This is a genomic window from Moorena producens PAL-8-15-08-1, from assembly GCF_001767235.1.
Classification (GTDB): Bacteria; Cyanobacteriota; Cyanobacteriia; order Cyanobacteriales; family Coleofasciculaceae; genus Moorena; species Moorena producens_A.
Window position 1 is genome coordinate 5458581 of sequence record NZ_CP017599.1, and the last position, 12611, is coordinate 5471191.

Consider the following 12611-nt stretch of genomic DNA (forward strand, 5'->3'; position numbering starts at 1 on the left):
TCCGTAAAACGGGTAAAGTTTGCCTCGGCAATGTTATCTAGCCTTGTTAGGTACAACTCACTGGCTTAACTCAATTACACCTGTTTAAAGTTGTACGACAGTTGCTACAAACTGGCACGTATTTGTAGGTGTCATGAATTAGATAACGTAGTCTTAAATGACTTAGCCTGGTCAACTACGAGCTTGTTGCAAGCTCCCGTTATAACCCGGAGGGTTTAACGGTGAGTTATTGACGGACGTTTACCATCCACATTTCTAATATACCATAAAAAAAACAATATCATAACATATTTTGAAAATTTTTGTAACAAATTCTTGAGGGAGCAGGGAGTAGGGAGTAGGGTATGGGGTGTGGGGAGATGGGGAGATGGGGAGTCAGATCAGTTTTCCCTATTGCCTATTGCCTATTGCCTCTTGCCTCTTGCCTATTGCCTTTTGCCTCTTGCCTATTGCCTCTTGCTTATAATTAATACGATTACCTTTTAATAAAAATCAGACAAATGTCTATCCAACAAATAACTACAGAATATATTGCCATAGACCCTGACTATTGTTATGGTAAACCCCGCATCGCTGGGACAAGAATGCCTGTTGCTGCTATTGCTGAAATGTATTTGGATATGAAACAATCTGTAGAAGAAATTGCTCACAAGTATGATCTGTCCTTAGCCCAGGTTCATGGGGCAATGGCATACTATTTTGAGCATTGGGAAGACATTGACCGTCACACCATTGAAACGGATCGACTGGTTGAAGAAATAAAGGTAAATAATCCTACATGAAGCTTCCCCCACCTGGTAAACCGAGGTGGGGGTGTCCTATGCTAATCTAGGGCTAGCCGCAGCCCACAAATCACACAGACAAGCCCAGCTTCTAGGCGGTCGTCCAGAGCTTTTGCTGAAACGACCCTCGTTGTCATTTCTGCGAACGAGTTTAAGCACACCTCTAGCGCCGATATTGTAAGCACCGTTTAAGTCGGCATTGAATTGCTTACCTGAGGAGAAAGTTGCTAGGGCATAATTTCCTGAGTCACGTTTAACAATGCCTGAACCATCATAGGCAAGCTTTGAGGTATATGCTGCAACAACCTCTATTACTTTGCCTCCTAACTCAGCCCATTTCTCAAGCGTAAAATCGCGAATTTTTGCCTTGAGCCATCCGTGAAATCTTTGCCGAAGGTTAGACCGTTTTCGTCCCCCTTTTGGCTTCCATGCCTTAAGGTTCTCAAACACAATCGCTTCGGAGTTAAACTTTTCAGCAATCTCAACAATTCGCCTAGAGACTACATGACTGATTTGGTTGTTGATTCTTTGGCATTTTTGGTAGGTCTTAGAACAAAAACCCTTGTGAAGTCTGCCACCCTTCCCCATGGTTTTAGATGCACGCATAGATACAGACTTCAGTCGCTTGTCCCTGCGGTCTATGTCTCTCCCCGGATGGATGAAATCTCGGTGGATTACAGTGCCACTGTGGGTTACAACCGATATCGTTGCAGTAGTATTAATTCCGAGATCTACCGCTGTTACATTAGCCTCTGGTTTCCGTTTTTCTGGCTTGCAACTAAACGGAACTGACAGATGGCAAGCTCTTTCATTAAATATCAAAGATGGTGACAACATCTTATTGGTTGCCACCTGATGACGCTCTCTTAATCCGGTAATTTGAACGGTAGTCCAGACCCAGTCAGAGCCGTTAAAGACTTTGATTTCGACTTGATTGAATCGGTGTAGTTTATAGCATTGGCCTTTATATAAAGCTGGGTAACAGCCAGTGTCAGCATTCAGTTTCGGAGGACTGGCATTAGGTAGTTTCCTAGTGCCTGCTTGCCATTCTCGGTAACGGGTCACAAAACTACTAACTTGACCCGCCGCAAATGCGAGCGCAGAACGACGGTAATAGCTGGGAAATTTATAAAAAGCTTTGTTGAACTGAGGATACTTGACACTGGGACGCTTAGCTGTCTGATGCATTAGTTTCTCGACAGCAGGAGTCAGCTGATCCGCCGTTAAGTTCCCGAATTTACTCCAGTGAGTGTAAATAATACCAACCAAGTATCTGCAAGCACGACGATAGACTTTAACCGTCTCAGTGAACAGCAGACGCTGCTCACTAGTTGCGTTAAGCCTCCATTTGTCGGTGCGAATGATCTGAGTTGGTGTTTTCACAATCTCAACGGAATTGCTAATATGTCACTATATTAACCTATAGTATCACAAAATGTCAACCGCCTTTCGCTCTTTCGCTCACACTGTTTCGTTAATCAAGATTCACATAGTGTTTGTCACTAAGTACCGCCATCCAGTAATTACTGGGGACATAGAAGAGGACATCTTAGACTTGGCAAAAAGCATCTGCGAGAAAAATAACTGCATCCTTGAGGATGCCAAGGCGGACTTGGGGACAAATGATCATATCCATCTCCTAATTGATTTAGCCCCTAAGGTATCAATTTCCAAGCTTTGCAACACCCTTAAGACAGTGACCAGTAGAGAGATTAGAAAAAGATACGCAAAAGAATTGGCTCCCTATTACTGGAAGCCAGTCTTCTGGAAAAGGGGATTTAGTGCTGTTTCTTGTGGAGGAGCCCCCCTTTCGGTTCTAAAGCAATATATAGAAAACCAAGGTTACGACGATTGATTGACTTGCTCCTTAACCCCCACCTGGACGAGGTGGGGGAATGCGTCGCATTTTTGTTCAAAGTTTCAGCAAAAATGGAGACAAATCACGGGTGAAAGATAAGGGACTTGCGTTTAAAAAAAATACCAATTAAAGTAGGGTGGGCAAAGTAATATTATCTAGAAGACTCATTTGAACGAAACTGTTTTTGCCCACCCTACAAGCTCTATCTCCCACACACCCCACACCCCACACCCCACACCCTACTCCCTACTCCCTACTCCCTACTCCCTACTCCCTACTCCGCCACATTGCCTCATAAGCCTTTTCCATTTCCCTAGTAAATTCCTTACCATTCCACAAGGGGGCAGTTTGTCGAGATTGTCGCAGTTTCCAGGAAATCTGTTGTCTGAGGGCTGGGTCTTTGCCTAAGCGAATGCCCCACTCGATATACTCATCATCTGTCCAGGCAATGCCTTCGGTGATTCCGGCATTCATCATCATGGTGTAACTGTTGCGAGCAACAAACTGTTCTCCCACTCGGGTGACTAGGGGAATGCCCATCCACAGGGTTTCGAGGGTAGTGGTGGCTCCATTGTAGGGATAGGTATCCAGTACCACATCCGCAATGCCTAAGTTGGCACGATGAACCGCTTCCGTAGGTACTTCTGGTAGAAACCGGAGGCGATCGCACTCTACTCCTTCTTCTTCCGCAATCTGGTTAAAGAACCGTGTGATCGAGTCTTGGTCAGATTCCCCTTTAATCAAAAAGTAGCTATGGGGGACGGCTTTGATAATTTTCATTTGCAGCCTTGTGGTATCGGGATTCCGCTTGTATCCCCTTTGACTACTGAGATAAACGGTGGCATCGTTGGGAATATCGAGGTGGTCCCGACGTAAGCTCGGTACACCTACTTCAAACCCATCCACAGCAATATAGGTTTGGGGTAAGCGCCAGATTTTCTCGGAATAGTACTGCTGAGCGGAATCCGGTAATACGTAGGGGTCAGCAATAACGTAATCAATGGCAGGTAATCCTGAGGCATCCCACCCTAGCCACGTGACTTGTACTGGTGCCAGTTTCAGGGCCATGACTGCACAGGTGATATCCAGGGTGATGCTATCGAGGTCAATTAAAATATCCAGTTGATCCTGATAAATCTTTTTAGCTGCTTCTAGAAAATAAATCCCTAATTTTCGAGGATGGTCTACGTGATTGAGATACCACTTTTGGAGGTTATCGTTTACTAGCTTGTAGTCTACAAAATAACCATAAAGTTGAAACCGCTTCCGGTCATGATGCTCAAACAGCCAACGGGCTAGCCAGCCCACAGAATGCTGTTTTAAACAACCTGACAGGTATCCGACTTTTAAGGGTCTAGTAGTTTTTCCTCCCTCCTCAATTTCCCTCTTATTAAGGTTTCCGACTTCCCTGCTCCCTGCTCCCTGCTCCCTGCTCCCTACTCCCTGCTCCCCACTGATAAATTCTACATACCACTCCGCTTTTTCCTCGGTATAACCACGAATATTCCTTTGGAACAGCTCAGCAATTTGATTCAAAATTGGTCTAAAATGACTCGGCTTGTCGTGAACATGAGCCAGAGAAAAGAATGGGGTAAGCAGACGCAAAGTCTCAACATCAGACAAGTTAGCTGGTTGTTCCTTAATTAGTGAAACCAGCAGTGATTCTAGGGTCTGGCAAGCCGCAGAAACCTCCTGCCAATAGCCTCCGGCATTCATTATCCCCCGTAATACCAGCTGAATTCCAGATATTTGGTCTGGTAAGGATTCCGATAAGGAATAGCACAACTTAGCGGTTTCTATGCCCTGGTCATAATTACCAGCATCTTGATAAAAGGTAGCGAGATGTCGTACGATTTCTATATGCTCAGGATCTAAACAGCGATAACATTCCAAAAAACCAGCAGCGATGGTTGGTTGCTTTAAGGTATGACCAATTTTCATCGAGGCTGACAGCAATGGCCAGAACCAAACCTCAGGATTGGGCAGGTAAGCTAAGCAAGCTTCAGTGAATGCTAGGGAGGCTGGATGCAATGGTTCGGCGTCTAATATCTGCTCCAAAACCTCTTTTAATAATTGCTGATTACATTCTGGGCTTGGGTGGGTTTGTAGCAGTGAAATCACCCCCAACTCGGTCAAGTCATCACCCCTAAAGCTTTCTAGCTTAATGCTTAGGGCAATAATTTCCAAGAGATTAGTCAGGTTCGTGGGGCAAATTTCCCGCATATGCTGGCGGATTGCCCAGGCTACGGCATCATCCCCTAACCCCTGCCGTCGTTCAGCTTCCCTTTGCAACACCTGGAGCAGTTCCTCGCTCCAACTCTCTAATTGCTCTGACTCAGCCTCCGCCATCACCAGCAGCCAAGTAGTTTGGGCTTCTGTTTCTTGACCCTGCAATAGGAACAGTAATCCTAAATGCCAGTAGTAGGCGATGACATCCGGTTCCGCTTCAATGGCTTGTTCGTATAAGGTTGCGGCCTTACTGTAGTCCCCCTGGATTAGATATTGCTCAGCTTGTTGCTGCCAGTTAGTCATATTTTTTGGCTATTTAAATTAAATAAATCACCCCATTTTCTAATACTATTGAAATTCTGATTAACGTAATTGTCCACTTAAGTATCTACAGAAAACAAAGTGGGTAGAAGGTTCTACCCACTCTAACTAAATACCTAATTTTGGGTGATTAAAACTGTTGTCACCAAGGTTTTATATTAAGTATCAACCACCTTATAACTGCTTCCATTCCTTTTCGTCGCCGCACGTGGGATTTTCGCCATCAAGAGAAACATCTGCATCCACACCCTTTGCACCTCCAATTCCCACAGCTTTTCTAGCTTCACACAATACAGCCAAGGTGGTTGCCTCACTGGTCTTTTCTATCTTACCTAAGGCTACTGCACCTTGATATGACTTAAGGGAAGATTCAACATCAATTGCAGTAGAACCGTCCTTCTGCTCTCTTGGGTCTGCATAGTTAGAGACGCTTGATTTCGTGCCACCTCCTGGCTTTAAACCGTAAACGTAGTTCTTAGTATCTGTGGCAACGCCAAGACCTAACTCACTAAAATTATCAATTTCAGTTACAAAATTACCGTTTTCCAAGTAGTAGGCTTGCTGAGATCTATTCATGGAACCGACATAGGTTTTAGCTTCCGACTGCTTGGCTTTATTAGCTTGGTTCAAGAAAGAAGGCAGAGCAATGGCGGATAGAATTCCAATAATGATGATTACAACCAGTAGTTCAATTAGAGTAAAACCTTCGTCTTGCTTCTTCTGGGTCAGGTGCTGAAGCAGTTTAACTTTTAGATCAGTTTTCATAAGTCTTTCCAGAGGTGCGGGATGCTGATTTGTTCTGTCCTAGACTTAACTTACCCACTTGCTTTGATTTTCATATCATCTAGCGGGAAAAAAATTTTAGGGAGTCGGGAGTCGGGTGTGGGGTGTGGGGTGTGGGGTGTGGGGTGTGGGGTGTGGGGTGTGGGGAATTGGGAGTAGATGTAGGGTGGGCAGTGCATCAGCAAGATAATCTCACAAAGCCATAGTCAAAGTAAGCACTGCCCACCAGCAACAGATGAATCGGTAAGTAGATGTAGGGTGGGCAGTGGAGCATAGAGATAATATCAGCAAGCCATAGTCCCAGTAAGCACTGCCCACCAGCTGCCCACCAGCAACAGATGAATCGGTAAGTAGATGTAGGGTGGGCAGTAGAGCATAGAGATAAGATCAGCAAGCCATAGTCCCAGAGTAGATGTAGGGTGGGCAGTGCATCAGACAGATTAGATCACAAAGTCATAGTCATTGTAAGCACTGCCCACCAGCTGCCCACCAGCAACAGATGAATCGGTAAGTAGATGTAGGGTGGGCAGTAGAGCATAGAAATAAGATCAGCAAGCCATAGTCCCAGAGTAGATGTAGGGTGGGCAGTGCATCAGCAAGATAATCTCACAAAGCCATAGTCAAAGTAAGCACTGCCCACCAGTGCGATCGCAAACCCCACATCAACCGGTAATGGTGGGCAAAATGCTATGATCTAGCACTACTCCAAACCACCAAAGTGTTTTTGCCCACCCTACAAGCTGCTCATTCCATGGGTACGCAAATCTCAAATCAACCACAGATGTAGGGTGGGCAGTGCATCAGCAAGATAATCTCACAAAGCCATAGTCATTGTAAGCACTGCCCACCAGTGCGATCGCAAACCCCACATCAACCGGTAATGGTGGGCAAAATGCTATGATCTAGCACTACTCCAAACCACCAAAGTGTTTTTGCCCACCCTACAAGCTGCTCATTCCATGGGTACGCAAATCTCAAATCAACCACAGATGTAGGGTGGGCAGTGCATCAGCAAGATCATATCAGCAAGCCATAGTCATTGTAAGCACTGCCCACCAGCAACGGATAAATCAGATCTAGATGTAGGGTGGGCAGTGCATCAGCAAGATCATATCAGCAAGCCATAGTCATTGTAAGCACTGCCCACCAGCAACGAATAAATCAGTGAGCTTTGAATTAGGATGGCTCTAGTAAGGAACTTGTGGGCAGTGGTGGGCAAAATTTCCTTCGCGTTCGCGAAGCGTCGGGCTTTGCCTAAAGCGTGACCAAAGGTCAATGATCTAGACTACTCCAGAGCACCAAAGTGAAATTGCCCACCCTACAAGCTGCTCACTCCATGCGATCGCAAATCTCAAATCAACCACAGATGTAGGGTGGGCAGTGCATCAGCAAGATCATCTCAGCAAGCCATAGTCATTGTAAGCACTGCCCACCAGCAACGGATAAATCAGCGAGCTTTGAATTAGGATGGCTCTAGTAAGGAACTTGTGGGCAGTGGTGGGCAAAATGCTATGATCTAGGACTACTCCAGAGCACCAAAGTGAAATTGCCCACCCTACAAGCTGCTCACTCCATGCGATCGCAAATCTCAAATCAACCACAGATGTAGGGTGGGCAGTGCATCAGCAAGATCATCTCAGCAAGCCATAGTCATTGTAAGCACTGCCCACCAGCAACGGATAAATCAGATCTAGATGTAGGGTGGGCAGTGCATCAGCAAGATCATATCAGCAAGCCATAGTCATTGTAAGCACTGCCCACCAGCAAGGGATGAATCGGTAAGGTTTGAATTAGGATGGCTCTAGTAAGGAACTTGTGGGCAGTGGTGGGCAAAATTTCCTTCGCGTTCGCGAAGCGTCGGGCTTTGCCTAAAGCGTGACCAAAGGTCAAGGATCTAGACTACTGCAAACCACCAAAGTGAAATTGCCCACCCTACAAGCTGCTCATTCCATGCGATCGCAAATCTCAAATCAACCACAGATGTAGGGTCGGCAGTGCATCAGCAAGATCATATCAGCAAGCCATAGTCATTGTAAGCACTGCCCACCAGCAACGGATAAATCAGCAAGGTTTGAATCAGGATGGCTCTAGTAAGGAACTTGTGGGCAGTGGTGGGGAAAATTCTGTGATCATGAACTACTCCAGAGCACCAAAGTGTTTTTGCCCACCCTACAAGCTGACTTTCGGCAAAGCCGACGCTGCGCGAACGCGATCGCAAACCCCACATCAACCGGTAATGGTGGGCAAAATGCTATGATCTAGAACTACTCCAGAGCAGCAAAGTGTTTTTGCCCACCCTACAAGCTGACTTTGCGATGAAGCGTTTCGGCAAAGCCGACGCTACGCGAACGCGAACGCAAACCCCACATCAACCGGTAATGGTGGGCAAAATGCTATGATCTAGAACTACTCCAGAGCAGCAAAGTGTTTTTGCCCACCCTACAAGCTCTATGGTTCAGTCCAACACCACCATCGACGAACAACTCCGCCCGTTTCCAGACCATACCCAATTGCCGGAATCTGATGGAACCTTTGTGAAGAACTTTCAAGAACATCCCCAAAGCATTCTTCTGACTGACTCCATCGAGCCGGTCTTGCAAGAGCTTCACCCAGACAATCGCTATGCCATCGGTCAAGATTGTGGGATTTACTGGCGGGAGACTAACCCCCCGGAAAAAGGTGCAGAAGCCCCAGATTGGTTTTATGTGCCTGACGTGCCCACCCGACTGGATGGCCAGATTAGACGCTCTTATGTGCTGTGGCGAGAATATATCACACCTCTGATTGTCCTAGAGTTTGCATCGGGTACAGGTGCGGAAGAACGGGATCGGACACCGTTGCAAGCCGTAGATGGCACTGTTCAAAAACCAGGGAAATTCTGGGTATACGAGAAAATTATTCGGATTCCCTACTACGGCATCTTTATGATCAATACCGGGGAGTTGGAAGTGTACCACTGGGAAGATGGCACCTATGAGCGCCTGAGTCCCAACGAGCGCAACCACTATCCCATTAATCGAATGAATGTAGAACTAGGGGTGTGGCAAGGTACGTATCTCGGTCTAGCGGAACAACCTTGGTTGCGATGGTGGGATCGAGAGGGAAATTTACTACTGACTGGCAAGGAGCGCGCAGCCTACGCTGAGGATCGGGCAGCGTATGCGGAGGCTCAAGTCCAGCAGGAGCAACAAAAGCGGCAACAGTTGGTAGCCCAATTGAAGGCTCTTAGTCCGGAACAACTTCAGGAACTAGGTATTGATGTGGGACTTTTGGAGTAGGTAATCGGGAATCGGGAATCGGGAATCGGGAATCGGGAATCGGGAATCGGGAATCGGGAGTAGATGTAGGGTGGGCAGTGCATCAGCAAGATCAAATCAGCAAGCCATAGTCTCAGTAAGCACTGCCCACCAGCAAGGGATGAATCAGAGAGGTTTGAATCAGGATGGCGATGGCAATGGGTAGGCATATCTGACATCAACCGGTAATGGTGGTTAAATACAGTGATCATGAACTACTCGAGAGCATAATCGTGAAATTGCCCACCCTACAAGCTCCTATTGATGGGAAGATTCAGGCGCGTACGCAAACCGTCGTGGGAACGTGAACGCAAACCTGACATCAACCGGTAATGGTTGGCAAATACAGTGATCATGAACTACTCGAGAGCATAATCGTGAAATTGCCCACCCTACAAGCTCCTATTGATGGGAAGATTCAGGCGCGTACGCAAACCTTCGTGGGAACGTGAACGCAAACCTGACATCAACCGGTAATGGTGGTTAAATACAGTGATCATGAACTACTCGAGAGCATAATCGTGAAATTGCCCACCCTACAAGCTCCTATTGATGGGAAGATTCAGGGGCGTACGCAAACCTTCGTGGGAACGCGATCGCAAACCTGACATCAACCGGTAATGGTGGTTAAATACAGTGATCATGAACTACTCCAGAGCATAATGGTGAAATTGCCCACCCTACAAGCTCCTATTGATGGGAAGATTCAGCAACCCCATAATTCAACCTTGGCCTTTGGCCACGCTACGCGAACAACCAACTAACCTTCAACCTACTAACCTACAACCTACAACCTACAACCAAATAACCTTCAACCTTCAACTGATAGCTGACCGCTGATAGCTGATAGCTAACCTTCAACCAACACGTATCCATAATTCTCCAATCCCATCAATGCCTCTTTCACCGTATCAAACGCCTTCTGATCAGATATTGACTCCAGTGTTACCGGATCTACTGGGCGCAATCTCTGCCATCGCTCTACTAAAGATGGCATCGACTGAGGGGAATCGAATAGGGGTAATAAACAAGAAGCAACGGCACTGTCTACCAGAGATTGCACTCCACTCACTGGCAGATACCTACTGATTTCAAAAGGCTGTAATTCAGTGATGGCTTTGAGCATGTCTTGTTTCACGTCTAGTATGTTCAGCTGAGGATGGAGATGTACCTTAGCCTTCTGCCAATCGGACAGTGTCCACTCGGAAATGGGAGTAAACGATTGGCCTTGCTCGGGGTGTCCACACCAGAAATCCAGGAGCCGATGAACAGGATGTAATAGCTCAAACAAATGCAGTCGGTCTTCCACAGAAATATCTGGCAAGCTCATAGCTAGAAACACTGGCAAATTGTCTGGTTCCTTGAATAGACTCATTAAATCCCATTGTCGCCAATGGACCATACTGATAAATTCTAGATTAGCGGCTCTTAAGCCAGCGAATAAATCAGGAATGGTGTAGCCTTTATCCCCTTGGAAAAGATAGTTCATTAACACTCTCTCTTTTCCGTCTTCTCCCTCATATTTATGATTCCATGTTTGAGCTTTTAGTTCAACATTATTTTTTAAGGCTTTCATGGTATTTAACGCAATGTCAATCTCCATATCTTCGGGATTATCATCAAATAATCCCATCACATGGAAGACTTCTTGGGCGCGAAAATACAGGTGACGTTGATGCTTACTGTGTAGATTGCTGCGAATAATTCCCTGAGGCTTCAAAACCGCTTTCATGGCTTTTAGGGCAACAGCTGGATCAGGAAATAAATAAAGTAGCTCGTCGCAATTAATATAATCAAATTCCCAACCAGCGCTAGGTAAATCATAAAGGGAGAGCTGATGAAATTCTGCATCGTCAAACCCATAATGGCTTAAGCGTTTACGGGCTAAATCCAGAGACTGCTCCGAGATATCAATCCCAATAATTTTGGCTCCGGGATTTGCTTCTGCTAAGGTTAATGTGCCGTATCCCGTGCCACAGCCAGCATCTAATATAACTTTCTGGTCTGAATTAATGACTTGGTGATTTCTTAAATAATAGGGGGTGACTAAATTATGAAAATAAAGTAAGCTTAGCTGCTTTTTTGGGGAGCGGTCGATGGGAATTCTGGGATAGGGGCCAAAATCAAATTGTTGACGAATTTTTTCCTGTAATTCAGCGGCGTTTGTATCCATGAGTAGGGAGTAGGGAGTAGGGAGTAGGGAGTAGGGAGTAGGGAGTAGGGAGTAGGGAACAGGGGCGAGATAAATGCGATCGCTTCTGAGCTGAATTATTGGCGTTACTGAATTAAGGAATGAATGCGCGATCATCTAGTAGTTTTATTAAAGCCCCCGTTGGTGCCCCAATTCTGGGGTATTTTGAGAGTTTTGTTCCCCCCAGAATTGGGGGGCTAGGGGGGCGTGCGCCATACCCATAATCAGCAACGCCGAATTCTTACAAGCTCAATTCTTAAAAGCCTTCACAATCTTTGTGATAACCTTCATGATAAGTTTATCAAATATTTATAAACAATGTCCAGATTGTTGAGTAATATAACTTAGGTAAATTAATCAGGGATTGAGATGACTCAATTATCATCATCATTAGCGGTTACCAAAGGGATGGCTCAAAAATTAGCTATGGCTACAGCATCAGCAGCATTGATGACTGTGGTCATGCCTAGTGTGGCCCAGGCAGTTACACTAGTTAAAAATGTAGTGGTTAAGCCCCCCGTTGGTGAAGAGCCTGCTGCCCAACTTTGTCCTCCTTTTTGTGAAACTGGGGATTCCATTACCACAGATATAGGGCGTAGAGTGGTAATTGGAAATAACATCGACAAGACTTTAACCAGTATCCTCTACACAATTTCTGCCGAGGAAGATGCAGCCTGGAGTAAGGAAAGTATTTCTGATATTTTCAGCGAACTTATCTTCTCTAATGATAATAAAAAACTGTTGCTAACTTCAGGAAGTGTTGCTCCTGGTGAGGCAGTTCTTGCGTTTCGAGAAGCTGAACAAAATGTGATGTTTGACATTACCGTGTTTTATGACGGAGCCCCAGCTACCGTTCCTGAACCAACCACTCTATTAGGTCTATTAGCTGTAGGTGCCTTAACTGCTACCTCAGCTGTAGGGAGTAGGGAGTAGGGAGTAGGGAGTAGGGAGTAGGGAGTAGGGAGTAGGGAGTAGGGAGTAGGGAGTAGGGAGTAGGGAGTAGGGAGATGGGGGAGATTTTTATTAAGCGATGCAGCGCGGTCTTGGGGGTTTCCCCCATGAGCGACTGCATCAAGACAGGGTAATTATCCCAACATCATATAATGCGATTGACCTTGGCCTACGGCCTCCGCTGCGCGAACGCGATTGGC

Annotated in this window: 17 protein-coding genes; 8 read left to right on the plus strand and 9 right to left on the minus strand. The window is 46.0% G+C overall.

Annotated features, from left to right (window positions below):
• Positions 1–351: 351 nt before the first annotated feature.
• A complete protein-coding gene (locus tag BJP34_RS49150) occupies positions 352–486 on the plus strand; it encodes a hypothetical protein (RefSeq protein WP_267876320.1) in 135 nt (44 codons plus the stop codon).
• 14 nt (positions 487–500) lie between these two features.
• Positions 501–782 carry a DUF433 domain-containing protein gene (locus BJP34_RS19940; RefSeq protein ID WP_070393850.1) on the plus strand — a complete coding sequence of 94 codons (282 nt, stop codon included), beginning with the start codon at positions 501–503 and terminating at the stop codon, positions 780–782.
• Between the two features lie 36 nt (positions 783–818).
• On the opposite strand, the gene BJP34_RS19945 is transcribed toward BJP34_RS19940, so the two are convergent.
• Positions 819–2165, minus strand: coding sequence for an IS200/IS605 family accessory protein TnpB-related protein (locus tag BJP34_RS19945; protein WP_070390948.1), 1347 nt, complete (start codon positions 2163–2165; stop codon positions 819–821).
• 52 nt (positions 2166–2217) lie between these two features.
• On the opposite strand from BJP34_RS19945, the gene tnpA reads away from it, so the two are divergent.
• Positions 2218–2637, plus strand: a complete 420-nt coding sequence (gene tnpA / locus BJP34_RS19950) for an IS200/IS605 family transposase (protein WP_070390947.1) — start codon at positions 2218–2220, stop codon at positions 2635–2637.
• Between the two features lie 270 nt (positions 2638–2907).
• Here tnpA and BJP34_RS19955 read toward each other — a convergent pair whose 3' ends face one another.
• The 5 genes from BJP34_RS19955 to BJP34_RS43825 all read right to left on the minus strand — a co-directional run bounded on the left by BJP34_RS19955 (position 2908) and on the right by BJP34_RS43825 (position 7863).
• Positions 2908–5172 carry a tetratricopeptide repeat protein gene (locus BJP34_RS19955; protein ID WP_070393851.1) on the minus strand — a complete coding sequence of 755 codons (2265 nt, stop codon included), beginning with the start codon at positions 5170–5172 and terminating at the stop codon, positions 2908–2910.
• A gap of 192 nt (positions 5173–5364) precedes the next feature.
• Positions 5365–5955: a type IV pilin-like G/H family protein gene (locus BJP34_RS19960; RefSeq protein WP_070393852.1), complete on the minus strand. Its 591-nt coding sequence runs from the start codon at positions 5953–5955 to the stop codon at positions 5365–5367.
• A gap of 196 nt (positions 5956–6151) precedes the next feature.
• Positions 6152–6367 carry a hypothetical protein gene (locus BJP34_RS40370; protein ID WP_149031076.1) on the minus strand — a complete coding sequence of 72 codons (216 nt, stop codon included), beginning with the start codon at positions 6365–6367 and terminating at the stop codon, positions 6152–6154.
• 714 nt (positions 6368–7081) lie between these two features.
• Positions 7082–7249, minus strand: a complete 168-nt coding sequence (locus BJP34_RS43820) for a hypothetical protein (RefSeq protein WP_158517328.1) — start codon at positions 7247–7249, stop codon at positions 7082–7084.
• A 446-nt stretch (positions 7250–7695) separates the two neighbouring features.
• Positions 7696–7863 (minus strand): hypothetical protein, encoded by a 168-nt coding sequence (locus BJP34_RS43825; RefSeq protein WP_158517329.1) that lies wholly within the window; start codon positions 7861–7863, stop codon positions 7696–7698.
• A 241-nt stretch (positions 7864–8104) separates the two neighbouring features.
• On the opposite strand from BJP34_RS43825, the gene BJP34_RS49155 reads away from it, so the two are divergent.
• Both BJP34_RS49155 and BJP34_RS19970 read left to right on the plus strand, forming a co-directional pair.
• Complete coding sequence (locus tag BJP34_RS49155; protein ID WP_267876321.1) at positions 8105–8230, plus strand: hypothetical protein; 126 nt, start codon at positions 8105–8107, stop codon at positions 8228–8230.
• 193 nt (positions 8231–8423) lie between these two features.
• Positions 8424–9251, plus strand: a complete 828-nt coding sequence (locus BJP34_RS19970) for a Uma2 family endonuclease (protein ID WP_070393854.1) — start codon at positions 8424–8426, stop codon at positions 9249–9251.
• Here BJP34_RS19970 and BJP34_RS40375 read toward each other — a convergent pair.
• Entirely contained in the window at positions 9215–9481 is a 267-nt protein-coding gene (locus BJP34_RS40375) for a hypothetical protein (protein ID WP_149031077.1), read from the minus strand. The genes BJP34_RS19970 and BJP34_RS40375 overlap by 37 nt on opposite strands.
• A gap of 264 nt (positions 9482–9745) precedes the next feature.
• Here BJP34_RS40375 and BJP34_RS49160 point away from each other — a divergent pair, with 264 nt between their 5' ends.
• Positions 9746–9877 (plus strand): hypothetical protein, encoded by a 132-nt coding sequence (locus tag BJP34_RS49160; protein WP_267876322.1) that lies wholly within the window; start codon positions 9746–9748, stop codon positions 9875–9877.
• 88 nt (positions 9878–9965) lie between these two features.
• On the plus strand, positions 9966–10109 hold the full coding sequence (locus BJP34_RS43830) for a hypothetical protein (protein WP_158517330.1): 144 nt from the start codon (positions 9966–9968) through the stop codon (positions 10107–10109).
• A gap of 10 nt (positions 10110–10119) precedes the next feature.
• On the opposite strand, the gene BJP34_RS19975 is transcribed toward BJP34_RS43830, so the two are convergent.
• The gene (locus tag BJP34_RS19975) at positions 10120–11442 is read right to left on the minus strand and encodes a class I SAM-dependent methyltransferase (RefSeq protein WP_070393855.1); all 1323 of its coding nucleotides are present in this window, start codon (positions 11440–11442) and stop codon (positions 10120–10122) included.
• Positions 11443–11829: 387 nt separating this feature from the next.
• On the opposite strand from BJP34_RS19975, the gene BJP34_RS19980 reads away from it, so the two are divergent.
• Positions 11830–12393, plus strand: a complete 564-nt coding sequence (locus BJP34_RS19980; RefSeq protein ID WP_070393856.1) for a PEP-CTERM sorting domain-containing protein — start codon at positions 11830–11832, stop codon at positions 12391–12393.
• Here the strand turns inward: BJP34_RS19980 and BJP34_RS43835 are convergent.
• Complete coding sequence (locus BJP34_RS43835) at positions 12365–12532, minus strand: hypothetical protein (protein ID WP_158517331.1); 168 nt, start codon at positions 12530–12532, stop codon at positions 12365–12367. The genes BJP34_RS19980 and BJP34_RS43835 overlap by 29 nt on opposite strands.
• Positions 12533–12611 lie beyond the last annotated feature (79 nt).